Below are 25,730 nucleotides of genomic sequence, written 5' to 3'. Positions count from 1 at the left end.
GCCGGCGTTCCGTTGTCCTCACGGCGCGGCGGTGCGATGCGTGGACAAGTCATCGTCGGCTCTCCGCCGGGGCGGGATCCCGCCCGGCGCGCGGCGACCCCAGCCGCTGGCCGGGCACCTCGATGTAGCGGTGGGTGAGCCAGGAGACGCCGAGGACGACGGCCAGGTAACCGGCCGCCAGCAGCGGATCCGGGACCCGCGAGGACAGGATCGGGCGGCCCAGGTCGAGCACCACGTAGTGCACCAGGTAGACCGAATAACTGATGATCCCGATCCGGGCCGCCCATCGGGGTGTGCGCCGGTGACGCAGCAGCATGCCCGCCGCGAAGGCGCCACCGAACGTCAGCAGGGTCAGCACCGACCGGGTCACGTAGCGCGGGGTGAGCGCATTCAGCGTGATCAGCTCGCCCAGCCAGACGGTCAGCAGCGCGGCCGCCACCACGGCGATCACCACGGCCGCCCGCCGCCACGTCGTCCGACCGTGATCGGCGCGGTGGATCACCGTGCCGGTGAACATCACGGCCACGATCAGCAGGCCGTCGGCGGCGTGCGCCGGATCCATGTTGAACAGCAGCAGGCCCAGGGCCAGCACGCCCAGCAGCAGGCCACCGGCGGTCTCCGCCCAGCGGCGGCGGGACAGCACCCCGGCCAGCCCGAGCACCAGCACGGCCGCGCCGGCCGCCGGGATCGTGCCGAGCCGCAGGGGGACCAACGGGGCCGTCGCCGCGCCGAGGACGGCCAGGATCACCGGAGGGAGAAGGGAACGCTGCGCCCGTACCGTGAAAAGGGTGGTGACGAGAAGGTAGAACGCCATCTCGAAGGAGAGCGTCCAGAACACCGGGGTGACCAGCGGCACACCCAGCAGGAACGGCAGCATCGTCGCGTGACCGGCCACGGCGGCGGCCGGCTCGGCCGGCGGGTGGGCGACCACCAGGACCGCGATCACGGCGAGATAGAGCGGCAGGAGGCGGCGGGCCCGGCTGCGCCAGAACGCCCGCAGATCGCCGCGCCGCTCCAGCGAGGCCGGAATGATGTAGCCGCTGACCAGGAAGAACAACATCACCCCGGCGGTTCCGGCGTGCAGCCACTCGCCGGTGACCGCACGCAGATCGGTGAAGACGAAGCGGGTCAGATGCGCATAGACCACCAGCAGTACGGCGACGGCGCGAAGCCCGTCGAGCCACGCCATCCGTGGTGCGGTCATCGGGAAAAGATAGTTGACTGACGGTCATGTCGATTTGGACCAGTGAACTCGCCGGCACCCTGCATCACGACACGATCGAGTCGCGGCTGCTGCGGGACAACCCACTCGGCGACCCGCACGTGCGGCCACTGTGGGTCTACACCCCGCCCGGCTACGAGCAGGGCGACGAACGGTACCCGAGCATCTACGTCATCCAGGGCTACTCGGGCCAGGTCACCATGTGGGCGAACCGGCAGCCGTTCCGGGAGCCGTTCCTCGAGACCGCCGACCGGGTGTTCGCCGAAGGCCGCGCGCCCGGCTGCGTCCTGGTGTACGTCGACGCGTGGACGGCCTACGGCGGCTCGCAGTTCGTCGACTCGCCCGGCACCGGGAAGTACCACTCCTACCTCTGCGACGAGGTGGTGCCGTTCGTCGACGCCCGGTACCGGACCATCCAGGACCGGGAGTCGCGGGCCATCAGCGGCAAGTCGTCCGGCGGCTTCGGCGCGATGATCACCCCGATGCTGCGGCCCGACCTGTTCGGCGCCCTGGCCACCCACGCCGGCGACGCCCTGTACGAGTACTGCTATCTCGGCGAGTTCGCCAAGAGCGTGCGGCATCTGCGCGACTACGACGGCGACATCCTCGCCTGGTGGAAGGACTTCCAGTCGCGTGTGTCCTTCACCAAGGAGGAGGACATGTCGCTCTGCCTCCTGCTGGGCTGCACCGCGGCGTTCTCCGCCGACCCGGACGGCACCCCGCGGCTGCCGTTCGACCCCCGGTCCGGGCAGCTCCGGCCGGAGCTGTGGGAGCGCTGGCTGGAGTGGGACCCGATCCGGATGATCGACCGGTACGCCGAGCAGCTGCGTTCCCTGCGCGCCGTGTGGATCGACGCCGGCACCCGCGACGAGTGGTTCCTCGACCTGGGCGCCGAGGCGTTCCGTGACGGCCTGCGGCGGATCGGCGTGCCGGAGGAGAAGATCGCTTTCGAGCTGTTCCCGGCCAAGCACGGCGGCATCGACTTCCGTTACCCGCTCGCCGTGGAGTGGCTGGCCCACCGTCTGCTCAGATAGCGGAGACGGCCGGACGGTAGGGGCCCTCGCCGCAGTTGCGGATGCCGTGCTCACGCAGTGTCCGCAGGCAGGCGCGGAGGGCCCGGCGGCCGCCCACCGCGACGGGGGTGCCGCCGGAGTAGCCGGCGTGCAGGGCCAGCAGCACGGGGTGGCGCAGGCCGGCGCCGGGCAGCGCGTGCCACAGCGCGGTGACCGTCGAGTCGAGGGTGTGCTCGCGGTCGGGGCCGAGATGGATCGCCCGGCCGGTGTCGCCGCCGTCGAGTCGCACCGGCCCCGGATCGGCGGGAACGTCCTGGAGGAGCGGCCACAGCTCGTCCACCAGGGCGGCGAGGTCGGCGTGCTGCCGGAAGTCGAGGCCCGGCGGCCGGGGCGGGTCGAGCGCGGGCTCGTCCGAGACGAACGGCGCCGCGCAGGCGCCGCAGCGGCCGAGCAGGTGGTTGGCCTGGCGGGCCAGCTCACCCCGCCGCTGCGCCCCGTGCACCACGTTGGCGAACGGCCCGGCCGCGTGCCGTGACCGCACCTCGCGCTTGATCAGCCGGGCCGCCTCGAACGCGTCCGGCCCGGCGAGCTGCCACACCTCGGACGGCTCGCCGGTCAGGTAGCGGTCCAGGAAGGCCAGGGCCAGGCTGTGCCCGGCGTCGTCGTACTCCGACCACAGGTGCCGGACGTCGCCGGGCGACAGGCTGACCCGATGCCGGCAGACGACCCGCAGCCCGGCCGCCTCGACGGCCCGCTCCACGAAGCCGCTCAGCCCCAGCCGTAGACAGTCCGGCTTGAGCAGCAGGAAAGCCCGCTCAGCGGGGACGGCGGGCAAGCCGGCGCGGGGGACCGGCACGGCGGCGGCCTCGGATCGGGGGGTGCTGATGCCGGGACTCCTTCCTCGGGGCTGACCCGCACGATCGGCGCGGATCCCCGGGACTCAAGGGATCGGCGGACGCGAAGCGGGTGCGGCCTTCGACCGTATCCGAAAGCCGCACCCGCGGAACCGCCTCAGCCGGCCAGGTGACCCCAGCGGCCGGCCAGCTCGTCCCAGGTGCCCTGGTCCTCGACCCGGCCGCCGATCAGCACGACCACCCGGTCGGCCTGGGCCAGGGCGGCCCGCTTCGATGTGGAGCCGACCACGGTCACGCCGTGTGAGCGCAGCGCCCGCCACAGCTCCAGCTCGGTCGTCACATCCAGCGCGGACGAGACGTCGTCGGCGATCAGCAGCTCGGTCCGCGGCGCCAGCGCCCGGGCCAGGGCCAGCCGCTGGAGCTGGCCGCCGGAGAGCCGGGTGCCCTTGTGCCCGATCAGCAGCTGCAGGCCACCGCCGGCGGCGGCCAGGTCGTGCTCCAGCTGGGCCACCGACACCGCGTCCGCCGCATCCACCTCGTGCCCGAGCTGGATGTTGTCGGCGACCGTCCCGGACAGCACCCGGGGCAGCTGGGCGACGTAGCCGACCTGGTTGGGCCGCAGGAACAGCTCCGGTTCACCGACCGGCTCGCCGTTCCACCGCAACTGCCCGGTGTGGTGCACGATCCCGGCGAGCGCCCGCAGCAACGACGACTTGCCGGAGCCGACCGGGCCCACCACCAGCACCAGTTCGCCACGGTGCACGGCGAGATCCACATCGCGTACGCCCTGGGCGCCGTTCTCGTGCACCGCGCTGAAGCCGGACAGTTCCAGCGTGCGCAGCGGACTGCGTGGCGCCGTCGGCGGCGCCGGCGCCGTCCCGGCGGAGATGTCCACTCCCGCGACGTCCGCCGAGTACTCGGTGACGCCGGTCATGGCGGCCGTCCGCCGGGTCCACACCTTCGCCGACGGGTAGTGCGACACCAGCGAGGCCGTGGTCCACGCGAACCAGCGGGCCGAGCCGAGCACCGACACCGCGATCAGCGCCGCCGCCGCGGTGATGTGCCCGTTCAGGTAGATCGCCCACGCCGCGATCGGCAGCAGCCCGCTCGCGACCGACGGCGTGGACCGTGCCCACACCTGGATCGCGATCTCCCGCCGTTGCAGGTCGCTGCGGACGCCGTCGAGGTCGGCCAGGTGCGCGAGCACCGGCTCGGTGGCGCCGGCCAGCTTGACCGTGCGGGCCGCGGACAGCGACGACACCAGGGAGGTGGCGAACGCCGCCCGGGCCGCCACGGTCCTGCGGGCCGCCCGCTCCAGCCGTGGCCCGAACAGGGTGGCCGCCAGCCCGGAGAGGATCATCGTCCCGGCGAACAGCAGCCCCGGCACGAACGACCGCGAGAACAACGTCATCGACACCAGCGCGAAGATCGCCACCGAGTTGTCGATGACGTTGTCGGCGAGCATGACGACCCGCTCGGTGTCGCCGCCCTGCGCCACCACCTCGGCCGGGGTGTGCTTGCTGACCCGGCGCGGGCCGATCTGGCCGTTCACCAGGCGCAGACTGATCCGCAGCATCTGCCGCACCCACCACTCCGGGAACCAGGCCCCGGTGTAGTACAGCGTCGGGATCAGCGCCAGCAGCGCCACCGCCAGCCCGAGCGCCGGATAGAGCGGGTTGCCGACGCCGTCGACCACATCGGTCCACAGCAGCGGCAGGATCGCCCCGTCGAAGCCGAACAGCACCATGAGCACGAAGAACCCGCACGCGGCCAGGCCGAACCGTTTGTCGTTCAGCGTCAGCCGGACGATCTCCCGCATGGTGCGGGCCGGAGGCGCTTGCGGCAGCGCCGGCGGATCCACCGTGGGCAGTGGATTGGTCAGCGCGTCCGGGCCGAGCTCCTCGCGCATGGCGGTGTCCCAGTCGCGTTCGGCGACCATCACCCCGCCGCCGGCCGGCGGCGCGGCCGGCACCGCGAGGTTGCTGCTCGCCATCAGCTCGGCGAAGCGGCGCGACTCGCGCAGCGGGCCGGCCTCCAGGACCTCGCCGTCGGCGAGCACGACCACCTCGTCGCACCGCTGCACCGAGGAGAGCCGGTGCGCCACGATCACGCCGATCCGGCCCCGCAACAGCCGGTCGGTGGCCCGCTGCACCCAGGACTCGGTGACCGGGTCCATCCGGGCGGTGGCCTCGTCGAGGATCACCACCTGCGGGTCGCGGACCAGGATCCGGGCGAACGCCACCAGCTGCTCCTGGCCGGCCGAGAGCTTGTAGCCGCCCTCGCCCAGCTTGGTGTCCAGGCCGTCGGGCAGCCCGTCGGCCCAGGAGGTCAGGCCCAGCTCGTCGAGCGCCGCGCCGGCCCGGGGCAGCAGCTCGGAGTCGAAGAGCGCGATGTTCTCCGCCAGGGTGCCGGACAGGATCTCGGTACGCTGCGGGACGATCGCGGTCCACCGGCGCAGACCGTCCACACCGATGTCGTTGATGTCGAGGCCGCCGAGGAACACCGTGCCGGGCGGCACGTCCACGGCCCGGGTCAGCACCTTGGCCAGTGTGGACTTTCCGGAGCCGGTACGGCCGATCAGCGCGTACGACCTGCCGCGGGCGAAGGTGACGCTCACGTGGCGCAGTGCCGGGGGGCGGCCGCTGTCGGCCTCGCCGTACCGGAACGTCAGGTCTCGCACGACCAGGTCGCCGTCGACCGGGGGGACGCCGTCGGCCGGTTCCTGCGGTACCTCGGCCAGCAGCTGCACCCGGCCCCAGGCGCCCAGCGCGTTCTGCAGTTCGGGGACCATCCGGGTCAGGTGCTCGAGGGTGCCGCCGAAACCGAGCGCGAGCAGCCACACGGCGGTCAGGCGGGCGGCGTCGATCTGCCCGGCGTACAGCGCCCAGGCGCCGGCCACCGCGAGGAAGGCGATCAGCGAACGGGTGATCGATCCGGCCGCCGTGGTGATCTTGGCGGAGGATCGCCACACCCGGCGGCCGCGGCGCAGCACCTCGGCCGAGCGCTGCGCGAAGAGCCGCAGCACATACGGGGCGGCGAGACTGGTGCGCACGTCGTCCTGCCCGTGGATGGCCTCCTCCATCACCGCGGCCAGGTCGGACCAGGCCTCCTCCTCGGCGATGCGGATGGGGCCGATCCGCTGGATCGGCTTGTTCATCACCGTGAACAGCAGCAGTCCGACCAGGACCATCGCGACCGCCGCCGGCCACCAGACGAAGATGGTGGTCAGCACCGAGAGCGAGGCCACCGCCAGGGACTGGGCCAGGCGCACGCCGCTGCCACGAAGCTCGGCGCCGACCTGGTAGACGTCCGAGTCGATGCGGTCGAGCAGTTCGCCGACCGGGGTGTTCTCCAGGGTGGGGATGTCCTGGCCGAAGGCGACCCGGTTGAGCCGGCGGCGGGCGCGGGCGGCCCAGTCGGCGGTCAGCCGGGCGGCCACCAGGCCGACGACGACGTCGCTGAGCACCGAGGCGACGAGCGCCACGGACAGCAGGGTGAAGAGCGGGCCGGACCGGTCCACCAGGACCGGGCCGGCCAGGGCTAACGCGCCGGCCGAACCGGACGCGCCGAGCACGATCAGGAAGCCGACGAGTGCGGTGCGACTCGGGCTTGTGTCCCACAGGTCGCGGAGCAGGCGCATGAAGAGTCCTCGGGACGATGGGGAAGGCGGTGCCCCTATCGTGCTCGGCCCGATGTGGACTACTCAACGGGTTTATTCCCGACATTCCGCCTGCGCCGGGGTGGTCGAGAGCCTGGCGTGTGGAGTCCGGCCGCGCATCGCACCCGAACCTCACACACGGGGATCAGCTCGGGACGGTCCCCCGGGCGAGCACCGCCGCGGTGGGAACGGCCAGCACGCCGTCCGGCCCGCGATACGGGGCGGTGCGCTGCGTGAACTCCCGGCGGATCCGGGTGACGGTCGCCTCGTCCTGGGAGGTCAGGATCAGGCCGGTCAGCCCGATGCCGGCGGCCGGGCCGGCCCACCACTGGTCGGCGTGGATGCGCAGGGTCCAGCAGACCTCGACGGCGGACGCTTCGATCAGGCCGGCGCCGCTCAGCAGGCCGGCCAGGCCCGCCTGGTCCCGGGCGAAATCCACCGCCGGGTCGACGCGCGGCATGTCCGCCGGGCGGACCGCGCCGGCCGCGTCGAAGATCTCGTCCCACAGGCGCTGCGCCACCGGTTTCGGGTGCGGCCAGATCGTCACGGCGACCCGCCCGCCGGGCCGCGTGACGCGCCGCATCTCGGCGGCGGCGGCGACCGGGTCACCGACATGGTTGATCACGAAGTTGGCGACGGTCGCGTCGAAGGTCGCGTCCGGGAACGGCAGCACGGGCAGGATCGCCTGGCGGAACTCCGCGCCGGGCACCCGTTTCGCGGCCAGCTCCACCATGCTCGGCTCGGCGTCCACACCGGTGACCCGGGCGCCGCGCGCGTCGGCGAGCCGGGCCACCGTGCCCGAGCCCGCGCCCACGTCGAGCAGCCGGAGACCGGACAGGTCACCGTCGCCGGCCGCGGCGTCCAGCAGGTCCGGGGCGGTGTGGGCGCACAGGGTGGCCACCGAGTCGCTGAAGATCTCGGCCCGGCCGGACCACATGGACCGCTCGAACTCGTCGAAGGAGACCGTCGTCATGCCGCGGACCGCAGCGTCAGCAGGGTGATCTCGCTGGGCGCGAGGATCCGGAACGGCGGGCCCCAGAAGCCGGTGCCCCGGCTGGTGTAGAGCTGGGTCCGCTCGGAGTGGCGCGACAGGCCCTGCAGGCTCGGCTGATCGGTGCGGACCAGGTAGTGGAAGGGCCACATCTGGCCGCCGTGCGTGTGGCCGGACAACTGGAGGTCGACGCCGTGGGCGACCGCGTCGCTGATCTGCCGCGGCTGGTGGGCCAGCAGCAGGACCGGCAGCTCCGGGTCGGCGCCGGCGAGGGCGGCCTCGTGGTCGGTGCGGTGACCGGGCAGGCCGGAACCGCCGGCCGTGCGGTCGTCGACCCCCGCCACGACCAGAGAGTCGCCGCCGCGGGTCACCACCACGTGCCGGTTGTGCAGCGTCTCCCAGCCCAGGCTCTCCATGTGCGCGACCCAGCCCAGGGCGCCGCTGTGGTACTCGTGGTTGCCGGTCACGTAGACCCGGGCATGGCGGGCGCGCACGTCGGCCAGCGGGGCGGCCATCTCCAGCCGCTGCTCCACGCTGCCGTCGGCGATGTCGCCGGTGTGCGCCACGATGTCCGCGTCCAGCGAGTTGATCACCTCGGTGACGCCGCGGGACCAGCGGGCCCGGTGGATCGGCCCGTAGTGGGTGTCGGTGATCAGCACCACACGCAGCCCGTCGAGCCCGCGGCCCAGCCGGGGCAGCACTACGTCGACCTCCCGCACCCGGGAGACCCGCATCGCCTCGCGGTAGCCCCAGAGCAGCAGGCCGGTGGAGATCACCAGCACGCCGGCGGTGACCACCCGTGAGCGCAGCGGGTCGGCGACCCCGGCCGCCAGCAGGGCCAGCTCGGACAACTGGCCGAGCACCGACCAGGTGAAGAGCACCCAGATCACGCCGAGCAGCGTGTCGGCGATCCGCGCGGCCCGGTCGTTGTGACCGCCGTGCCCCCGGAACATCAGCCACGGGAACAGCGGGACGACGGCCACGAACAGCATCGTGCCGGCCGCCGCCACCAGCCCCGGCCAGTCGTTGCCCGACCACACCAGGGTCACCAGCGGGACGCCGAACAGCAGCCCCAGCACCACGAACAGGATCGCGCCGAACCGGGCCACCCGAGGGCCGCGCCCGCGCGGCTCGGTCGCGACCGCCGCCTCATCCACCGACATGAGGGCAAGCATGCCACTCGGGTGCGACAGAACCTGAGAACGGGCTCAGCCGGGGTCCGTCCCCGGCCCGGAGCCGATGATCAGGTCGGCGCGGTCCCGGGTGGCCTTGATCACCTCGGCGTTGCGCTCGTCGGTGCCGGTGGCCCACGCCACCGCCGCGTCCGGGGTCTTGCCGAACCGGACATGCCTGTCGACCAGCCGCCGGAGGCGTTCGCCGTCGTCCAGGTCGGTGTACCAGACCTCGGTCAGCAGGGCCCGCACCGGCGCCCACCGGGGCTCGTCCAGCAGCAGGTAGTTGCCCTCGGTCACGATCAGGCGGGCCGAGCGCGGGACGCCGATGCTGCCGGCGACCGGCTGTTCCAGGAGCCGCTCGAACCCGGGTGCGTAGATCATCTCGTCGCGGTCCTCGTGCAGCCGCCGGAGCAGGTTGGCGTAGCCGTACGCGTCGAAGGTGTCCGGGGCGCCCTTGCGGTCCCGCAGGCCGAGCCGGTCCAGTTCCACGTCGGCGAGGTGGAAGCCGTCCATCGGCACGTGCGCCACCCGGCCGGGGCCGAGACCGTCCGGTGGGCCGGCCGACAGGGCCCGGACCAGCTCCGTCGCCAGGGTGGTCTTGCCGGCGGCGGGTGGGCCGGTGATGCCCAGGACGGCGCGCCGCCCGTCACCGGCCAGGCGCCGGGCCCGGGCCACGAGGGCGGGGAAGGTGCGCGTCATGGGGCGACCGTACCGGTACGCCCTCTCGTCGGATGTCCGACTCAGCCGTCCCCGCGGGCCGTGCTTCCGGACAGGGTGGCGGTGGGACAAAACGACTACACGGGGGTTTAGTTGATCATGTTCCGGTCCCGTCAGGCTGTTGTCCTCACGGTTTTCGGGCTGTTGTCCGGTGCGAGCCCGGCGCACGCCGCCGAGCCGGCGCCCGGCTCCGCGGTCCGCCCGGCGGTGGAGGTCGTGGCCCGTGGCCTCGACAATCCGCGCGGGCTGGCGTTCGGCCCGCGCGGTGAGCTCTACATCGCCGAGGGTGGCCGGGGTGGCGCCGGGCCGTGCCGGGCCGGCGCCGGTGGGCGGGCCTGCTTCGGGACGTCCGGGGCGATCACCGTGGCCGAGTCCGGGCGGCAGTGGCGGGCCGAGTCGGGGCTGCCGTCGCTCGCCTCGCCGGCCGGGGCGCACGCGCTGGGCCCGTCGGACGTCACCGTCACCGCCGAGGGCGACCCGGTGCACACGGTACGGCTGGGCGGCGGCCCGGCCCCGGAGACTGCCGGGATGGCGCGGGTCGGCCGGCTCCGGGCGGCGATGGCCGACCTGGGCGCGCGGGAGATCCCGGCCGATCCGGTCGCGGTGCTCGCCACCGGGCAGGGCTATCTGGTGGTGGACGCCGCCGGCGGCGCCCTGCTCCGGGTCAGCCGGCGGGGCCGTCTCCAGACGGTCGCCACCCTGCCGCGGCACACCCCCGGGGCGCGGCCCACCTCGGTGGCGGAGGGACCGGACGGCGCCTACTACGTCGGCGAGCGGGCGGCCCGGGACGGCCGGATCTGGCGGATCGAGCCGGGCCGGGCCCCACAGGTGTACGCCTCCGGCCTCACCGGCGTCGCGGACCTGGCCTGGTCACCGGCCGGGGAGCTGTACGTCCTGGACGGCGCCGTCCTGCTGCGGGTGGGCAAGCGGGGCTCCCGCACCGTGGTCACGTCGGGCCTGACCGCCCCGGGCGGTCTGGCCCTCCGTGGTGGTGACGCGTACGTCTCCACCTGCGCCACGTGCCGCGGCGCGGGCACGGTGGTCCGGATCCGGCTGTAGATCGACTTCGGCTGGTTCTCAGGGCGGTCCCGATGCGTGTGGGACCGCCCTGAGCACCGGCCGGGACCACCGGTCTCAGCCCGGAACCCGCGGCACGGGACGCCGGTGGCGCGGGGATCGCGCCCTCCGGCGTACGAGGAAACGGGTTTTCAGGAGAGGGGGTGCAGCCCGAGCCGGAGGCCGCAGACGCCGGCCGGGGAGAGCGGCCGCGCGGTGGCCCGGGCGAGATCGGCGCGGACCCCGGCCGGAAGCTCGTCGCCGAGCGCGCACAGCGCCGGGAAGAGGTCGAGCACCTGACGGTGGCTGAGCGCACCGACCCCGATGAGCAGGCCGTTCAGGGCGGCGGTGCTGCGGGCGAGGTCGCCGCAGAGCTCCTGGCGCCACATCGGGTCGTGGACGTGCTCGGGAAACTCGCGGGCGATCCGGTTGCCGGAGGGCGCGCGCAACCCGGCGATCCCGGTCTGCCGGAAGCGGGCGACCGGGGGAGCGAGGCGGCAGGCGATGCCGAGGCGGCGGGCCAGCTGGGGCACGGTGAGCACGTCGAGGCCGGAGGCGCAGCGCTCGCAGAGGCGCTCGTAGGTGGTGGCGTGGATGACCGACGCGGGGCGCTGGCAGGCGCCGTCGAGCCCGCAGATCGGGTCGAGGATCACCTCGGTGAGGGTGCCCTCGTGGTCGAATCGGCCGACGGCGAAGTAGGTCGCCGGGGCGGTGCGGTAGTGGGCCAGTGCGGCGCGAGCGCTGACGTAGCCGTCGGGTTCGACGCCGATGCGTGGCACGCCTGCTTCGGTGTGCAGCTGAATGAGGCGGAACATGGTGCGCGCTCCCGGGGTTAGAGCGGGTTCGGTGTCGTCTTCTGATACGTATCCGGAGCGACGGAAGTTCACATGTCACTCTGCGTAGCTGCATTGTGACTATGTTTGCGCTGGCCGGGGAATCGGAAGGCCTCGAAGATTACTCGCTGTAGTGTCAGATGGCTAGTGATCCGACACCGTGCGAACGGGGGAGCCGAAGAGATCCCGAGGATTGGTAAGGTTCCCGGCCGACGACCTGGAAGTAATGGGGGGAACGTGGTGACCGCTTCGGTGGCCCATACCTGGACCACGCTGCCTGCGCTGATGTACCACTCGGTGTCGGCCGTCGATGGTCCACTGCGTGATCTGGCGGTTCCGCCGGAGCGGCTGGCCGAGCAGTTGCACGCGCTCAGCGCCGCCGGCTATCGCCTGGCCGGCCTCACCGAGGCGCTGGACCTGCTGGAGGCCGGCATCACCGAGAAGATGGTGGCCGTCACCTTCGACGACGGCTACCGCGACTTCCTCACCCAGGGAGTGCCCGCCCTGCGGGCCGCCGGAGCCGGCGCCACCCTGTACGCGTCCGTCGGCCACCTCGGCGGTCACGCCGGCTGGCTGGGCCGGTGGTCGCCCGACTTCGGCCCGATGCTCACCTGGGACGAGCTGGCCGAGGTGGCCGCCGCCGGTGTCGAGATCGGCAACCACAGCCTCATCCACCACCCGCTCGACGTGCTCTCCGAGACGCAACTGCGCGAGGAGGTGGTCAGCAGCCACGACCAGCTGGAGCAGCGGCTGCAGATGAAGGTGCGGTCGTTCGCGTACCCGCACGGCTACAACAGCGACCGGGTCCGCCGGGTGGTCGAGGCCTCCGGGCACGACAACGCCACCGAGGTGGGCCGCCGCCCGCACACCCCGTCGGAGCGCCGGTTCGCCGTGCCCCGCTTCCAGCCCACCCCCGACCACACCGGCGCCGACCTGGTGGCGCTGGTCGAGGGCGGCGGGCCGAAGCTGGCCGCGCGGGTCAAGCAACTGGCCCAGCCGGGCTGGCGGCTGGTGCGCAAGACGGCCCGCCTCGCCGGCCGGAACCTGACGTGAGCTCCGGGCACCGCGAGGGGGAGCAGGGCCTGACCCGCCGAGGGCTGCTCGGGCTGGGCGCCCTCGGCGCCGCGTCCGCGGCCGGCGTCTACGGCATGTGGAAGGCCGCCTCCCGCGAGACCACGCACACCGTCTCCGGTACGCCGTCGGCCACCGGCCCGGTCGAACCGGCGCCGCCGTCCGCCACTCCCAGCCCGTTCGCGGCCGTCGCGGACCCGGCGAAGCTGGGCGGGGTGGTCCCGTTCACGCCCGGCAAGGCGCTGCTCGGGTCGTACCTGGGCCTCACCGGGATGAGCTACCCCGAGGCGGTCAGATACCGGCGCAAGCAGCTCGGCCGCGACCACCGGATCGTGCACGTCTTCTACGCCTGGCCGGACCAGCTGCCCACGTCGATCGAGGGCATGCCGAAGAAGGCCATCCCGATGGTGTCGTGGCGCGGCCCGAAGTACGACAAGATCCTCAGCGGCGACTCCGACGAGCTGATCGCCACCGCCGCCCGCCGCCTCAAGCAGTTGGACCGCCCGACCCTGCTGCGCTGGGGCTGGGAGATGAACGGCCGCTGGTACGAGTGGGGCGGCTTCCAGAACAAGCGGGACCCCGAGGGGTTCATCAAGTGCTTCCGCCACCTGCGGGAGATCTTCGACGACCAGGGCGCCGACAACGTGTCCTGGGTGTGGAGCCCGAACTGGAGATCCAGCCCGGACGAGCACTGGAACCGGATGGAGGCGTACTACCCGGGCGACAAGTTCGTCGACTGGGTGGGCGTGTCCGGCTACGACTTCGACCGGGAGAAGCCGCCCACCCTCTTCGACCCCATCTACCAGAAGTACGCCTCCCGCAAGCCGATCCTGATCACCGAGGTCGGCTCGAAGGACTACGGCGGCACCAGCAAGGCGGACTGGATCACGGAGTTCTCCGAGTACGTGGCGCAGCGCCCGGCGATCGGCGGGTCGGTGTGGTTCGACACCGACACCCACCCCAACTACCCGGAGCGCTGGCGGTTCGACACCGACCCGCGGTCCACCGCGGCGTACAAGGCGATGGCCACCAGCCCCCGGTTCAGCGCTTGAACAGTTCCTGGTAGACGTCCGACGAACCGGTGTTCGGCAGGCACTTCGCGTCGTTCGGCCGCAGGATCGACGACTGCGAGAAGTCGCCGTCACAACGCTGGAAGTACGCCTCGTACGCCAGGTACGGGGCGTGCTCGGCGAACCACGCGTGCATCCAGCGGATGAACTCCGGGTTGTCCCTGCCGGCGTCGGCGGTCGGCATGATGCCCCACTCGCCCACCGAGAACAGCTTGCCGTGGGCGCGGGCGAAGTCGAACAGCCAGTTCAGGCCCTCCGGCGCGGCGGCGGTCCGGTCGAAGTCGGCCTTCGTCGGCGACCACGGGTGATGGTCGTAGTTGTCGATGCCGATGATGTCGACGTAGTCGTCGCCCGGGTAGCAGTTGGTGCTCAGCCCGCCGCACAGATCCTTCGGCGTGTTGTGCCCGTTGATCGTCCAGTCCAGCATCACCCGCGGGCTGGCGGACCGCAGCGCGTCGGCGGCCCTGCGGTAGCAGGCGATGTAGTCGGCGGCGTTCAGCCCTCGCCAGGCCATCGTCGGCTCGTTCATCTCCCAGCCCAGCCGGACGACCGAGTCGCCGCGCCCGTGCTGGACCATCAGCGCGCCGAAGTCACGCCAGTTCTGGTCGTAGACGCCGGCCGCGCAGTCGGCGACCAGGTTCTCGCCCTTGTCCGGAACCAGCGACTGGGAGATCACCAGGACGCCGTCGAAGTCCGCGAAGTACTCGAACGTCCAGCCGGAGCCGCGGGTCATCGAGTCGTAACTGGTCCGGTCGGTGTAGGTGTGCGCCACCTTGCAGTCCCGGCCGCGGGTCGAGCAGAACTCCTTGACCGAGGCGGTGTTCAGCACCGGGAAGCCGTTGACGCCGGACAGGCCGTTGGCCCCCGGCCAGGCGCCGGGCGCGCGGGCGAGCGCGATCTGGGCGCGCGCCGACCGCGGATCGGCGTTGGCCACCGGTTCGTCGCGCGGGGCGGCCGAACCCGGGGCGGATGCCGGGATCGAGGAGGTCTGTGCCACCGGTGTCCCCTCACCGGCCGGATCGACCGTGACGGCGAAAGCGATGGCGAGGGCGAGGGCGACGACCCCTGCCGCGGCCAGCCAGAGGCGGCCGCGCCGGGGCGTGGTGGGCGCGATGTCCGTCATACAGGCGAGTCCTAAGAGGCGGCAGCGATGATCAGGGTACGAAAGGCGGCCGGGTCGCCGCCGCGGAACAGGTTCACCGTGACCCGCTCGTCGGCCGGGACGGTGAGCCGCCCGGTCCAGTCGCCGTCGGTGTCCGGGGTGATGTCGTGCCTGCTCAGCTCCTCGCCCGAGGTGCCGGTCAGAACCATCGTGTACGGCCCGGCCGCGGCGCCCAGCCCGGCCGCGCTGACCTGCAGCGACCGGTTGCCGGCCGCGTCCACCGGCCCGGGCGGCGCGGCCGACAGCGAGGTGACCTCGAGATCGTAGGTCTGCTGCGAGTCGGTGAACGACCACACGCCGACACCGGCCAGCAGCACGCCCGCCAGGGCCAGCGGCAGCACGTCGCGGATCAGGCGCTGCCTGGAGATCGCCGGGATCCGGCGCTCGCCACCGCCGCCCGCGCCCGGGGCGCTGGCCGCCACCGCGGTGTGGGTCCGGTACACCGCGACACCGATGGAGGCCAGCGTGCTCACCGCGCACACCAGCATCCAGCTCGTCCGGTTCAGGTTGCCGCCGAGCGCCCACAGCAGCAGCCCACCGAGCACCAGCACGGCCAGGCTCAGCGACGGCACCAGGATGATCCGCTCGACCATCCCGATGTCGCGGCGGCCGCGCCGGAACAGCGCGTCGTTGATCGCCAGGCCGGGCAGCACGAAGGCGAGCATCAGGCCGCCCGGAACGGAGAGGGCGAGCGGGCCGAACTCGACGGCGAGCCCTGCCACGACCGTCAGGCCGGCGAGGACACCGGCGCGTACCGGGTTCACGAGGGTCCCATCTGGTAGATCCGTACGATGCCGTTGTCGTAGAGCCGGGAGATCGAGTTGACCCGGTCGAACTTGCCGAGCTGCGTCTCGCTCAGCGGCTCGGTGATCTGCCCGGCCATCGGGTCGTCCTGGAAGTACGCGTCGTTGGACGGCAGCAGGTCGCCCAGCCGCACGTCCACGACGAGGTAGTTGACCGCCAGCTGCTCGGCCCGCTCCTGCTCGGCCGACGTCCACGAGGCGGCGTAGAACAGCTCGCCCACCTCACGGACCGGGTCGGTCCGCCCGTACGTCGAGGACAGCGCCACCGCGGTGATGTCGCCGCCGACCCGGGCCTCCCGGGGCAGGGTCCGCTCCTGCCAGTGGGCCGCCTCCACGCCGTAGGAGTCCACCGACCGCTCGTAGGCGGCCGCCAGGTACGGCCCCGGCAGCAGCGCCGACACCGGCGGCCACCCGCCGGTACGCGCGCCGATCATCAGCAGCGTGATCAGCGCCGTTCCGATGTACACCTGGCCGGCCAGCCGCCGCCCGGTGGTGACCGCGACACCCGGCGGCGGCACCGACAGCCAGCGCCGTCCGTCCGCGTCCTTGGCCGGGATGATCTGCACGGCGTACACGATCGCGATGGCCGCGATGATCGACATCGGCACGTAGGTGAAGGTGGAGAGGCGGCCGGCGATCTCCGGGCCGTTGGTGCCGAGGAACCGGGCGCCGTTGCCGGCGAAGAACACCGCGCCGCCGACCAGCGCCGCCCACCGCCAGGTGTCCCGGTCCTTGCGCAGGATCATGTCCCGGGCCACCGCCAGGAAGAGCACGAGCAGGCCGAGCAGGCCCATGCCCTGCACCGCCAGCTGCACGAGCGGCACCGGTTTGGCGGCGCCCGCCTCCTCACTGGCGGCCCCGCCGAACATCTGGTTCAGCGAGGCGGCCAGACGTTCCACCGGCGCCTCGAGGTACGAGATGACGTCCTGTGCTACGAAACCGATCCAGCAGCAGACGACGGCCAGCGCCACGGCCGGCAGGATCAGCGTCTCCCAGGGCCGCGGCTTCTCCAGCACGAGCTCGGTGACGGCCAGCAGCAGCAGCGTCGCGACCAGGGCGAACGCCGTGACGTGGTGGCTCACCGTGGTCATCGTGATGCCGACGACGGCGAGCGCGAAGAACTTGCGGCCGCCACCGGTGCGCCAGCGGCGGTGCGCCCACACCGTCAGCATGAAGAACGGCAGCGCGGCGGTCTGGTACAGGAACATCGAGTTGAAGAACAGGTAGTGCATGGCCGTCGCGTAGGTCACGCAGGCCACACCGGCCATCGCCGGCGAGTTGCTGGCCCGCAGCACCGCGGCGAACAGCAGGCCCACGAAGATCAGGTGGGCGACGCCGGCGACGATGGTGCCGGCCGCGGTCACCGGCAGCCCGGTGAGCAGCGCCAGCCCGGCGCCCATCTCGGCCAGGCCCGGGAAGTGCACGGCCGGTGGCAGCGCGTTGTTCTGCCGGAACAGCTCGCCGGACTCGGTGATCAGCGTGGTGGCCAGCCAGTGCTGCAGCTCGTCGGGGAACCGGAACTGGTCCGGGCTGTACATCCACTTCAGCATGTACTGGTTCAGCGCCAGCCCCATCACCAGGATGAACGACTCGGCGACCCCGGCCAGCCGGCTGAGCAGCCGGAACACGACGGGGGAGAAGACGATGACCTGGCCGATCCAGTAGAAGGCCATGGCCGACGACGACTCGGCACGGCCACCGGCGTACGCCATGGCCATCAGCACCACGCCGATCGTGGACACGGCGATGACCCAGGGCGCCCAGCCGAGGTCGATGGCCGTACGCGGAACGGGTTTCGGCTCGGCCGGGAGCCGGATGATGACCGTGTCGTCGTGGACGGCCCGTTTGTCGACGGCGACACGTCCGGCCGCCTTCTTCTTCGGCGCCTGCGGCAGCCGGAGGAGAACGGTGTCGTCGCCGGCCGCCCGCTTCCGGACCGTGGTCAGCGCCTGCGTGCTGGTGGTCTTCGGCTTGGGCCCGCCGGGCAGCCGGATGATGACGGTGTCGTCGCTGCCCGCCTTCTTCCTGGCGGCGGCCTTCCTCGGCGCCTGCGGCAGCCGGATGATGACGGTGTCGTCGCCCGCGGGCCGCTTCTTGGACGGTCCGGTCGCCCGGATCACCACCGTGTCGTCCGGCGACGGCTTCCTGGCCGGTTTGATCAGCACGGTGTCGTCCGGCGAAACCGGTCTCGCCGGCCTGCCCGGCTTGATCACGACCGTGTCCTCGCCGGCCGACCGGGCCGGTTCCGCGAGCGGCCGGGTGGCCTCTTCACTCCCGCCCTGATCCTCCGGCGCGAGCCGGGTGATCACGACGGTCTCGTCGGGTCGCGAGTCCGCGTCCTTCGCGGTCGCTGCCTCCGGCGTCCGTTTCCGGTCGGACGTCGGCTGGTCCCCCATGAAAAGAGCCTCCACACTGTTGGCGAGACTTCCACCGCCCAGGCCAGGGCGGTGGAAGCTTACGCCGCGTTGATCGTTTAGCGGGTTTCCCGGAGTTTCGCCCGGGCGGCACGCCGACCCCGGAGGTACGCACGCGGTCCGGCAATCATCCCCCGCCGGTTGGCCGTCAGCAGCTCTCGCGGGAAATCGTCCTGCAGAGTCGACACCCGCAGGCTGTCCGAGCCGGTCAGGTCACGCAGCGCGGTCGGCGCCAGCCTCATCAGCGGCCAGAGCAGCCCCGGGCGGCCGAGCAGCAGGCTGGTGTACGCGGCGGTGAGTCCCGTGCCGTACCCGACCATCTGCTTGTGCAGGCCCTCGAAGTCGCGCCGGTGGTAGTGGTGGGTCACCGCGGTGGGCTGGTAGACGATCGTCCCGCCGGCCAGCAGCACCTTGGTGAACGCCAGGGTGTCCTCCGAGCCCATGGCGGGTGTGCCGGCGCCGAGCGCGTTGTCCCAGCCGCCGATCCGCTCGATCACACCGGGCCGGAAGGTCATGTTCGCCCCGGTGCCGAACGGTGGCAGCGGGTAGAGCGGGCTCTGCCGGTGCGCGGTGTGCGGGCCGAAGGTGTCCGGTTGGAAACCGCGGCCCTTGCTGTGCCCGCCGAACTGCTCGAACCACATCTGTGCGCGGGTCTCCAGCTCGGCCGGGACGATCACGCCGGAGACCACCTCGGCGTCCGGGTTCTCGACCAGCGCCCGTGCCACCTCGGCCAGCCAGTACGTGTCGGCCAGCTCGTCGTCGTCGATCCAGGCGACGATCTCGCCCCGGGTCGCGGCCTCGGCCGAGTTGCGGGCGAACGACAGCCCCGCCTTCGGCTCCAGCAGGTAGTCGACCGGGCCGCGGCGGGCCGCCGACCGGGCCACCTCGGCGGTCGCGTCGGTCGCCGGGGCGTTGTCCACCACCAGGATCCGGGCCGGCATGTAGTGCTGGGCGAGCAGGCTGTCCAGGCAGCGGGCCAGCGCGCCGGGCCGCTCCCGGGTGCAGACCACCACGGTGATGTCCGGAGCGGCGGCCAGCGCGGTGCGCCGGCCGGCCAGGAAGGCGGGCTCGGCGGCCGGGGTGAAGCCGTGCGACGGCACCGGGGCGCCGCCGAGTCGTGGGCGCACCACGTCGCCCAGCTCCTTCTCGACGGCGGTGGCCAGGTCGCCCGGGGTCAGACCGTGCTCTCCGACGTCCACCAGGATCGTGCCGAGCGGCTCGGTGAAGAGCCGGACCAGCGCCCAGGCCTGCTGGACCCGGCGGCCGTCCGGCGCCACCGCGCCGACCGACGGCAGCGGTTCGGACAGTTCCAGGTCGAGGACGACAGCGGGCAGGATGCCGCTCTCCTCGTCGAGCCGCGGCGCGGCCGGGACAGTCGCGGTCACGGGGTGGCCTCCACCGGGGTACGGCGGCTGGGCCGCTTCGAGCTGACGGTCTCTACGACGCCACCGAATCCGGCCGCGGCAACGCCGGCGACGACGCCGCCGGAACGCAGGAAGTTGTCCGGGCCCTTGCCGGTCAGGCCGGCGCCCAGGTAGCGGAACATCGCCTTGGGCAGCGCCCACAGATAGTCGCGCTCGGCGCCGAGCGCGTCGTTCTCGTGCAGGCCGGCCATCTGGACCTTGCCCCGGCCCTCGGCGTAGCACCGCCGCACGAAGAACTTGAAGCTGGCCCGCTCGGCCGGGACCTCGTGCTGGATGACGGCGCTCGGCACGTACATCCAGCGGCCGCCGCCGACCTGGCTCATGCGCAGGCACAGGTCGGTGTCCTCGGGCCGGTTGCGGGAGCCGAGCTTGCCGAAGCCGACCCGGAAGCCGCCGGCCGCCTCGAAGACCTCCTTGCGGACGATCATGTTGGCCGACCACACGTTGCGGATCGGGGCGGTCTCGGTGGGCATGCCGGCGTACGAGCCGCCGACCGCCCAGAGGAACTCGGCCGGCATCCAGCGCGGGGCCGGGCCCTCCCACGCGGGCTGGATCGCCCCGCCGGTGCCGACCACCGACGGGTCCGCGAACGGCTCGATCTGGCGGGCCAGCCAGTTCGGGTCCGCGATGATGTCGTCGTCGAGGAAGGCGATCAGCGGCGTGCCGGCGTGGAACGCGCCGGTGTTGCGGTTGCCGGAGACGCCCTGGGCGAACGCGTTCTGCAGCACGGTGACGCCGGGCAGCTCGCGCTGGATCCGTTCGTACATCGCGGGGTTGTGGTCGACCACCACGACGATCTCGTCAGGCGTGTGCGTCTGGGAGCGGGCCGAGGCCAGCGTCCGGGTCAGGTAATCCCAGCGCACCTCGGAGTAGGTGGGAATGACGATCGTCGTGGCGAGAGGGGTGTGAATCACGAGGGGAGTGCTCCTGTGGGCGGAAGGGCCGCTCGGTGCGTTCAGTCGTCGAGCGAGGTGGAGCTGCGGAGCTTGTTGATGTCCTGGGTCTGCACGCTGCCGAGGTCGTCCAGCACCCGGGCCCGGGCGGCGCTCAGGTCCTGAGTGGGCTGGGTGCCGAGGTCGTCCAGCGCGCGGCTGCGGATCTTGTTGATGTCGTCGGAGCGGCGGGCGCCGACGTCCTCGCGGCGGGCCGCCCGGTTGAGGTGGCTCGCGTCACGTCGCGGGTCGGCCGGGTGGCGGGTGGCGGCCTGGTAGCCGGGGACGGCCGGCGCGTGCGGGTTCACGACCTGGCCGAGACCGCGCGACTGCGGGGTGCTGACCGGCGGCGCGATGAGCTGCAGTCCCTCGACGAACGGGCGGAGGCCGGCGCCGCGACGGCGGCGCATCCGCCCGAACTCGCTGAAGATCGTGCGGAGGACCCGGAAGCCGTCACGGAAGGTGTTCAGGTTGCTCTGCCCGAAGATCCGCTCGTGCTCGGTGCTGCCGACCTCGCCGACCTTCAGCTTCTCGGCGACCGCGCGGATGTTGATCATCGTCTCGATCTCGAAGCCGTCGCCCCACAGCTTGCTGCCGTCGGACGGGCGGGGCAGCGAGACGTCCGGCAGGTCGAGAGCCGGCACGACCGAGCGCCAGAAGGCGTTGTAGCCGTAGCAGAGGTCGGTGAAGTGCGTCCGGAACAGGACGTTCACCACCAGGTTGAGGCCGTCGTTGCCGAGCTTGCGCAGCTTGGTGATGTCGTGGCTGTGGCCGCCGTGGCTGAAGCGGGAGCCCTTCACGAAGTGGTCGCCCTTGATCAGCTTGTCGACGAAGAGCGGGATCTCCGCCGGGTCGGTCGAACCGTCGGCGTCGATCATCACGATGATGTCGCCGGTGCACGCGGCGAAGCCGCACGCCAGGGCGTTGCCCTTGCCGGTCCGGGTCTGCTGCACGATCACCGCGTCCGGCCGCAGCTCGCGGGCCACCTCCACGGTCCGGTCCTTGGAGCCACCATCGACGATGATCACTTCGGTGATCAGTGGCGGGAGCTTCTCGAACACGTGCGGCAGGTTCCGCTCCTCGTTGAGGGTAGGAATCACGACGCTTACGGTCGGTGAGTGCGGACGGTTACTGTCGGTGTTCGTATTCAAGTGCGAAAGCTCCATGTCGGTCCCTTCCGGGGGCAGCTATGCGACTCTTTGTTGCGCGAATTCCCGAAGGGCATCGCACAGCCGCTCGCTTCAGGAAATCAACCTAGCAACGGATTACGTAGCGTCAACAGACCACGAGAAAGCTTCAGGTCACAGGTGACCTGAAACTGACAGTTGCAGTATGACTAGTGCAAGTACTAGCAGGTCGGCGCACGCGATCAAGCCCACATTTGTTACGTTGCGTTACGGACATAGCCTGTAGTAATGGATCAGTCCGGAGAGTCTCTGGCAAATGCATTAAGCCCGAGTGGATCACCGCAAAAACGGACAAGATCGACTTATACCGCGCTCGTTATTTGCTTACTTTCCGGACCTATCCGTTTACGCGCTGTGAACGGGGTCACTTTGACCGGTAACTGTCCGGTGGCAGTCCGTGAGCGCTACGGTTGATTCGTGCGAACAATCGCCGGCCGCCCGTAGCCTTCGGGCCTGTCCGCCGTTGGTGAGGCGATGCTGATTCAAACCGGACTCTGCGTCTGTGGGCACCCGTATCGGGCGCATGAGCACTACCGTTCCGGGTCGGAGTGCGCGCTTTGCGAGCTTGGCCGCTGCCCCCGCTTCCGGCCGGCCAAGCCCTGGTGGCGCCGCATGTTCAGGATTCGCTGACCCTCCGCCGTTCGGCTGACGAGGGATCCTCCGCCTGCCGTCGATACGGCCGACCGGTGATCAGCCAGTTCGGCCGATCTCGATGGTCCGGTGATCGACCGGATCGCTCTTTTTCGATGACCCTGAGTATCGGATCGGGCATCTGGGATCAAGTCGGCGGGTCGCAAATTCCTAGCGGCTCTGTAGGCTTAGTGTCACTTCGAGCCGAGGGGAGACCCCATGTCACTTCCCGACTTCCTGATCGCCGGCGTGCCGAAGGCCGGAACCACCGCGCTGCACGCCGCGCTGGCCGGCCACCCCCAGTTGTTCCTGCCGCAGGTCAAGGAGCCGAAGCACTTCCTCTCCGACGGTCCGCCCCCGACTTCCGGGGGGCCGGGCGACGTGCAGACCTACCAGGAGCACGTGTGGCGCCGTACCGACTACGAGAAGCTGTTCGACGCGGCCCCGCCCGGTTCCCGCAAAGGCGAGGCCACGCCCTTCTATCTCTACGACCTGAAGGCCCACGACCGCATCAGGGCGCTCGTCCCGGATGTGAGGCTGATCCTCCTGTTGCGCGACCCGGTGGACCGTGCCCACTCCAACTGGACGCACCTGTGGGTGGCCGGCCTCGAGGAAGAGGCCGACTTCCTGGCCGCCTGCCGCGCCGAGGAGTCCCGCCGGGCCGCCGGCTGGGCCGACTTCTGGCACTACATCGAGCTGGGCCGGTACGGCCGCCGGTTGGAGCACCTCTACCAGCGCTTCTCCCGCGACCAGGTGCTGCTGCTGCGCTACCGCGACCTGAAGGACCGCCCGGCCGAGACGCTGGACCGGGTCTGCTCCTTCCTCGGTGTGCGCACCGGGGTGCTCACCGTGATCCCACGGGAGAACGTGAACCGTCACTACGTCGAGGACAACCGGGTGAACCGGGTGCTGCGCAACATGCTGCGTGCCGGCGGGAACTTCGGCCACCGTTTCCCGGTGCCGCTGCGCCTGGCCGCCCGGGGGCCGCTGCTCACCCTGCTGCACCGCAAACGCGGGAACCGGCCGGGCACCACCCCGGAGGAGCGGGCCGCGTTGCTGCCGTACTTCGCCGACGACATCGCGCTGTTGCAGGACGTCACCGGGGAGCGCTACGACGACTGGCTGAGCCTGGACCGACACGCCCGAACCGGGTAAACACCGCAATCCCCATAGCTGATGCAGACTTGGCGGGACCGTCGCCGAACACCACCGGGAGCCGTCTTGACCATCGGAATCACCGCCCTGCCCCTGCCCGGATGGGAGGACTCCACCGTGGTGGTGGAGCCGCCCGGCGCCGAGCCGGGAGCCTGGTCCGGCGCGCCCAGCCCGGTCGTCGCCGACGGCCACGTCTACCTGGCCTACCGCCTCCGGCTGCCGATCGGCGCCGGGCGCGGGATCGCCAACGTGGTGGCCCGCTCCGCCGACGGGCTCCACTTCACCGTGGTCGCCGAGATCGGCAAGGACCGCTTCGGCGCCGAGTCGCTGGAGCGTCCCGCACTGGTACGCACCCCCGAGGGCCGGTGGCGGCTCTACGTCAGCGCCGCCACGCCCGGGACCAAGCACTGGCGAGTCGACCTGCTGGAGGCCGGCACCCCGGAAGGCCTGGCCACCGCGCCCGCTCGCACCGTCCTGGCCGGTGACGACACCGTCGGCGTCAAGGACCCGGTGCTGCACCACGACGAGCACGGCTGGCACCTGTGGGCCTCGGTCCACCCCCTGGAGAGCTGGGACGACGCCGACCGGATGACCACCCGGTACGCCACCGGCCCGGACGGCGTGCACTGGACCTGGGCGCGCACCGCGCTGACCGGGCGGCCGGGGGAGTGGGACGCGCGCGGCGTGCGGGTCTCCGCGGTGGTGGTCGACGGCGACGAGATCACGGCCGCCTACGACGGGCGCGCCACGGCCGGGGAGAACTGGGAGGAGCGCACCGGCGTGGCCCGTGGGCGACGGCTGCCGGACGGCACGTTCGGCCGGCTCACCGCCGAGGAGCGGCCGCCCGTCGGCAGCCCGCACGCGCCGCACGGGCTGCGCTACCTCAGCCTGGTGGCGTTGCCGGACGGGCGGCAGCGGCTCTACTACGAGGCGACCCGCGCCGACGGGGCGCACGACCTGCGCACCGAACTGGCCTGACTTCGTCGCGCACAGTGATCGTCCGCGAGCGGACCGGCACCGCCCGGGAGAGCGTGATCACCCCTGCCGGCAGCGGTCTCGACGGGAAGATCCACATGGCCTAACGTCGGCCGAGGACGTCAGCGGTGCGCGACACCGGCCACGCTGTCGATGGCGGGGCCCGACCCACGAGGAAGGGCTTCGCCATTTCCCGTCGTTACTCTCCGTGATGCTTCCTCCGTCGGTGCGCAGGGTGACGCCGGACACCATTCATTTCCGGCCCGGACCGCTCTTTCCCTCCACATCGGAGATTTGTTTGGGAGCGTTTCCAAGAACGGCGAATAACGATGTCGTTAACCGTGTCCGAAAATTGCGGAGCCGGCCATTCGGCCCGGCTGGGCGGAAGCGGCGTTTGTGCCCGGATGACCTGGGTATCGGCACATCCGAGCGGGAGAGACCCGGTCGGAGGGGGCGCGATGCGGACGCTGGGTGGCCGGTACCGGCTGGTGAACCGTATCGGTCTGGGCGGCATGTCGGAGGTGTGGCGCGGGCACGACCACGTGCTCGACCGGCCGGTCGCCGTCAAGATCATGGCGCCCGCGGTGGAAGGCACCCTCGGGGACACCGGCGTCGCCCTGATCCGGGCCGAGGCCCGCTCCGCCGCGCGGCTCGCCCACCCCAACGTCGCCGGTGTGCACGACTTCGGCACCTCAACGGCCGCCGGCCGCGACGTCCCGTACATCGTGATGGAACTGGTCGAGGGCCAGACCCTCGGTGAGCACCTGGCCGCCGGCCGCCTGGACTGGCGCATCGGCGTGCGCATCTGCGCCGAGGTCGCGGCCGCCCTGGCCGCCGCGCACGCCGAGGACATCGTGCACCGCGACATCAAACCGGCCAACATCATGCTCACCCCCGCCGGCGCCAAGGTCCTCGACTTCGGCATCGCCGCCGTCGTCGGCTCACCCGACCCGGACCCGGACGGCCCGGTCATGGGCACCCCCGCCTACATCGCGCCGGAACGCTTCGAAGGCCTGCCCGCCACCCCCGCGGCCGACATGTTCGCGCTGGGCACGCTCCTCCACCACTGCCTCTGCGGCCGCCTGCCGTGGAACGCGCGCACCCACACCGAGATGGTCATCGCCCAGCGCTTCGCCGACCCGGAACCGCTGCCGCACATCGACGGCCTACCACCCGAGGTCCTCGACCTGTGCGCCCGCTGCCTCTCCCGGGACCCCGCCGAACGGCCCACCGCGCTGATGGCCGCCCTCCTGCTCGCCGAATCGGTCGACGCCCGCGTCTACGTCCCCCTCCGCGACCTCGACCCGGACGTCCGCCACACCCCGCCCGTCTCCCCCTGGGACGAACGCGCGGCCTCCGCCCCCACCTCCGAAGCCCACCTCCCGGCC

The 25,730-nt window shown here is 72.0% G+C and carries 19 protein-coding genes and 1 pseudogene; 7 read left to right on the top strand and 13 right to left on the bottom strand.

The window, feature by feature from the left end:
- Positions 1–49: 49 nt before the first annotated feature.
- Entirely contained in the window at positions 50–1,204 is a 1,155-nt protein-coding gene (locus AB0I88_RS27940; RefSeq protein WP_361030794.1) for an acyltransferase, read from the bottom strand.
- Positions 1,205–1,230: 26 nt separating this feature from the next.
- On the opposite strand from AB0I88_RS27940, the gene AB0I88_RS27935 reads away from it, so the two are divergent.
- Positions 1,231–2,256: an alpha/beta hydrolase-fold protein gene (locus AB0I88_RS27935; RefSeq protein WP_361030791.1), complete on the top strand. Its 1,026-nt coding sequence runs from the start codon at positions 1,231–1,233 to the stop codon at positions 2,254–2,256.
- Here the strand turns inward: AB0I88_RS27935 and AB0I88_RS27930 are convergent.
- The 5 genes from AB0I88_RS27930 to AB0I88_RS27910 form a co-directional block, all read right to left on the bottom strand.
- Entirely contained in the window at positions 2,249–3,091 is an 843-nt protein-coding gene (locus tag AB0I88_RS27930; protein ID WP_361030788.1) for a hypothetical protein, read from the bottom strand. The two genes, AB0I88_RS27935 and AB0I88_RS27930, sit on opposite strands and share 8 nt — an antisense overlap.
- Positions 3,092–3,246: 155 nt before the next feature.
- Positions 3,247–6,729, bottom strand: coding sequence for an ABC transporter ATP-binding protein/permease (locus tag AB0I88_RS27925; protein ID WP_361030785.1), 3,483 nt, complete (start codon positions 6,727–6,729; stop codon positions 3,247–3,249).
- Positions 6,730–6,892: 163 nt separating this feature from the next.
- Entirely contained in the window at positions 6,893–7,720 is an 828-nt protein-coding gene (locus tag AB0I88_RS27920; RefSeq protein WP_361030782.1) for a class I SAM-dependent methyltransferase, read from the bottom strand.
- Positions 7,717–8,901: a metallophosphoesterase gene (locus tag AB0I88_RS27915; protein ID WP_361030779.1), complete on the bottom strand. Its 1,185-nt coding sequence runs from the start codon at positions 8,899–8,901 to the stop codon at positions 7,717–7,719. The genes AB0I88_RS27920 and AB0I88_RS27915 overlap by 4 nt, the downstream gene beginning before the upstream one ends.
- A 45-nt stretch (positions 8,902–8,946) precedes the next feature.
- On the bottom strand, positions 8,947–9,612 hold the full coding sequence (locus AB0I88_RS27910) for a nucleoside/nucleotide kinase family protein (RefSeq protein ID WP_361030776.1): 666 nt from the start codon (positions 9,610–9,612) through the stop codon (positions 8,947–8,949).
- 117 nt (positions 9,613–9,729) lie between these two features.
- Here AB0I88_RS27910 and AB0I88_RS27905 point away from each other — a divergent pair, with 117 nt between their 5' ends.
- Positions 9,730–10,689: a ScyD/ScyE family protein gene (locus AB0I88_RS27905; RefSeq protein ID WP_361030773.1), complete on the top strand. Its 960-nt coding sequence runs from the start codon at positions 9,730–9,732 to the stop codon at positions 10,687–10,689.
- Positions 10,690–10,838: 149 nt separating this feature from the next.
- Here the strand turns inward: AB0I88_RS27905 and AB0I88_RS27900 are convergent, their stop codons facing one another.
- Positions 10,839–11,501 carry a hypothetical protein gene (locus AB0I88_RS27900; protein ID WP_361030770.1) on the bottom strand — a complete coding sequence of 221 codons (663 nt, stop codon included), beginning with the start codon at positions 11,499–11,501 and terminating at the stop codon, positions 10,839–10,841.
- Positions 11,502–11,756: 255 nt separating this feature from the next.
- On the opposite strand from AB0I88_RS27900, the gene AB0I88_RS27895 reads away from it, so the two are divergent.
- Positions 11,757–12,572: a polysaccharide deacetylase family protein gene (locus AB0I88_RS27895; protein WP_361030767.1), complete on the top strand. Its 816-nt coding sequence runs from the start codon at positions 11,757–11,759 to the stop codon at positions 12,570–12,572.
- Entirely contained in the window at positions 12,569–13,642 is a 1,074-nt protein-coding gene (locus tag AB0I88_RS27890; RefSeq protein WP_361030764.1) for a glycosyl hydrolase, read from the top strand. The genes AB0I88_RS27895 and AB0I88_RS27890 overlap by 4 nt, the downstream gene beginning before the upstream one ends.
- Here AB0I88_RS27890 and AB0I88_RS27885 read toward each other — a convergent pair.
- The 6 genes from AB0I88_RS27885 to AB0I88_RS27860 form a co-directional block, all read right to left on the bottom strand.
- Positions 13,632–14,783 (bottom strand): glycosyl hydrolase, encoded by a 1,152-nt coding sequence (locus AB0I88_RS27885; RefSeq protein ID WP_361030761.1) that lies wholly within the window; start codon positions 14,781–14,783, stop codon positions 13,632–13,634. The genes AB0I88_RS27890 and AB0I88_RS27885 overlap by 11 nt on opposite strands.
- Before the next feature lie 11 nt (positions 14,784–14,794).
- Positions 14,795–15,586: a DUF1616 domain-containing protein gene (locus AB0I88_RS27880; RefSeq protein ID WP_361030758.1), complete on the bottom strand. Its 792-nt coding sequence runs from the start codon at positions 15,584–15,586 to the stop codon at positions 14,795–14,797.
- Positions 15,583–18,021, bottom strand: coding sequence for a hypothetical protein (locus tag AB0I88_RS27875; protein WP_361030756.1), 2,439 nt, complete (start codon positions 18,019–18,021; stop codon positions 15,583–15,585). The genes AB0I88_RS27880 and AB0I88_RS27875 overlap by 4 nt, the downstream gene beginning before the upstream one ends.
- Before the next feature lie 77 nt (positions 18,022–18,098).
- Positions 18,099–19,424 carry a glycosyltransferase family A protein gene (locus tag AB0I88_RS27870; RefSeq protein ID WP_361030753.1) on the bottom strand — a complete coding sequence of 442 codons (1,326 nt, stop codon included), beginning with the start codon at positions 19,422–19,424 and terminating at the stop codon, positions 18,099–18,101.
- Positions 19,421–20,377, bottom strand: coding sequence for a glycosyltransferase family 2 protein (locus AB0I88_RS27865; RefSeq protein WP_361030750.1), 957 nt, complete (start codon positions 20,375–20,377; stop codon positions 19,421–19,423). The genes AB0I88_RS27870 and AB0I88_RS27865 overlap by 4 nt, the downstream gene beginning before the upstream one ends.
- Positions 20,378–20,418: 41 nt before the next feature.
- The gene (locus AB0I88_RS27860) at positions 20,419–21,495 is read right to left on the bottom strand and encodes a glycosyltransferase family 2 protein (protein WP_361030748.1); all 1,077 of its coding nucleotides are present in this window, start codon (positions 21,493–21,495) and stop codon (positions 20,419–20,421) included.
- A 936-nt stretch (positions 21,496–22,431) separates the two neighbouring features.
- On the opposite strand from AB0I88_RS27860, the gene AB0I88_RS27855 reads away from it, so the two are divergent.
- The 3 genes and pseudogenes from AB0I88_RS27855 to AB0I88_RS27845 form a co-directional block, all read left to right on the top strand.
- Positions 22,432–23,367: a sulfotransferase gene (locus AB0I88_RS27855; RefSeq protein WP_361030745.1), complete on the top strand. Its 936-nt coding sequence runs from the start codon at positions 22,432–22,434 to the stop codon at positions 23,365–23,367.
- A gap of 66 nt (positions 23,368–23,433) precedes the next feature.
- A complete protein-coding gene (locus AB0I88_RS27850) occupies positions 23,434–24,345 on the top strand; it encodes a hypothetical protein (protein WP_361030742.1) in 912 nt (303 codons plus the stop codon).
- 455 nt (positions 24,346–24,800) lie between these two features.
- Positions 24,801–25,700 (top strand): annotated as a pseudogene (locus AB0I88_RS27845) (serine/threonine-protein kinase); the annotation flags it as partial.
- Between the last annotated feature and the right edge of the window lie 30 nt (positions 25,701–25,730).

Source organism: Actinoplanes sp. NPDC049802 (assembly GCF_040656595.1).
Lineage (GTDB): Bacteria > Actinomycetota > Actinomycetes > Mycobacteriales > Micromonosporaceae > Actinoplanes.
The sequence above is the reverse complement of the archived record's forward strand: the minus strand, read 5'-3'. Positions and strand labels throughout refer to the sequence as shown.

Coding starts and splice junctions, on each gene's coding strand:
- AB0I88_RS27940 (WP_361030794.1), bottom strand. CDS start 1,204: ATGACCGCACCACGGATGGCGTGGCTCGACGGGCTTCGCGCCGTCGCC.
- AB0I88_RS27935 (WP_361030791.1), top strand. CDS start 1,231: ATGTCGATTTGGACCAGTGAACTCGCCGGCACCCTGCATCACGACACG.
- AB0I88_RS27925 (WP_361030785.1), bottom strand. CDS start 6,729: ATGCGCCTGCTCCGCGACCTGTGGGACACAAGCCCGAGTCGCACCGCA.
- AB0I88_RS27920 (WP_361030782.1), bottom strand. CDS start 7,720: ATGACGACGGTCTCCTTCGACGAGTTCGAGCGGTCCATGTGGTCCGGC.
- AB0I88_RS27915 (WP_361030779.1), bottom strand. CDS start 8,901: ATGTCGGTGGATGAGGCGGCGGTCGCGACCGAGCCGCGCGGGCGCGGC.
- AB0I88_RS27910 (WP_361030776.1), bottom strand. CDS start 9,612: ATGACGCGCACCTTCCCCGCCCTCGTGGCCCGGGCCCGGCGCCTGGCC.
- AB0I88_RS27905 (WP_361030773.1), top strand. CDS start 9,730: ATGTTCCGGTCCCGTCAGGCTGTTGTCCTCACGGTTTTCGGGCTGTTG.
- AB0I88_RS27900 (WP_361030770.1), bottom strand. CDS start 11,501: ATGTTCCGCCTCATTCAGCTGCACACCGAAGCAGGCGTGCCACGCATC.
- AB0I88_RS27885 (WP_361030761.1), bottom strand. CDS start 14,783: ATGACGGACATCGCGCCCACCACGCCCCGGCGCGGCCGCCTCTGGCTG.
- AB0I88_RS27875 (WP_361030756.1), bottom strand. CDS start 18,021: ATGGGGGACCAGCCGACGTCCGACCGGAAACGGACGCCGGAGGCAGCG.
- AB0I88_RS27855 (WP_361030745.1), top strand. CDS start 22,432: ATGTCACTTCCCGACTTCCTGATCGCCGGCGTGCCGAAGGCCGGAACC.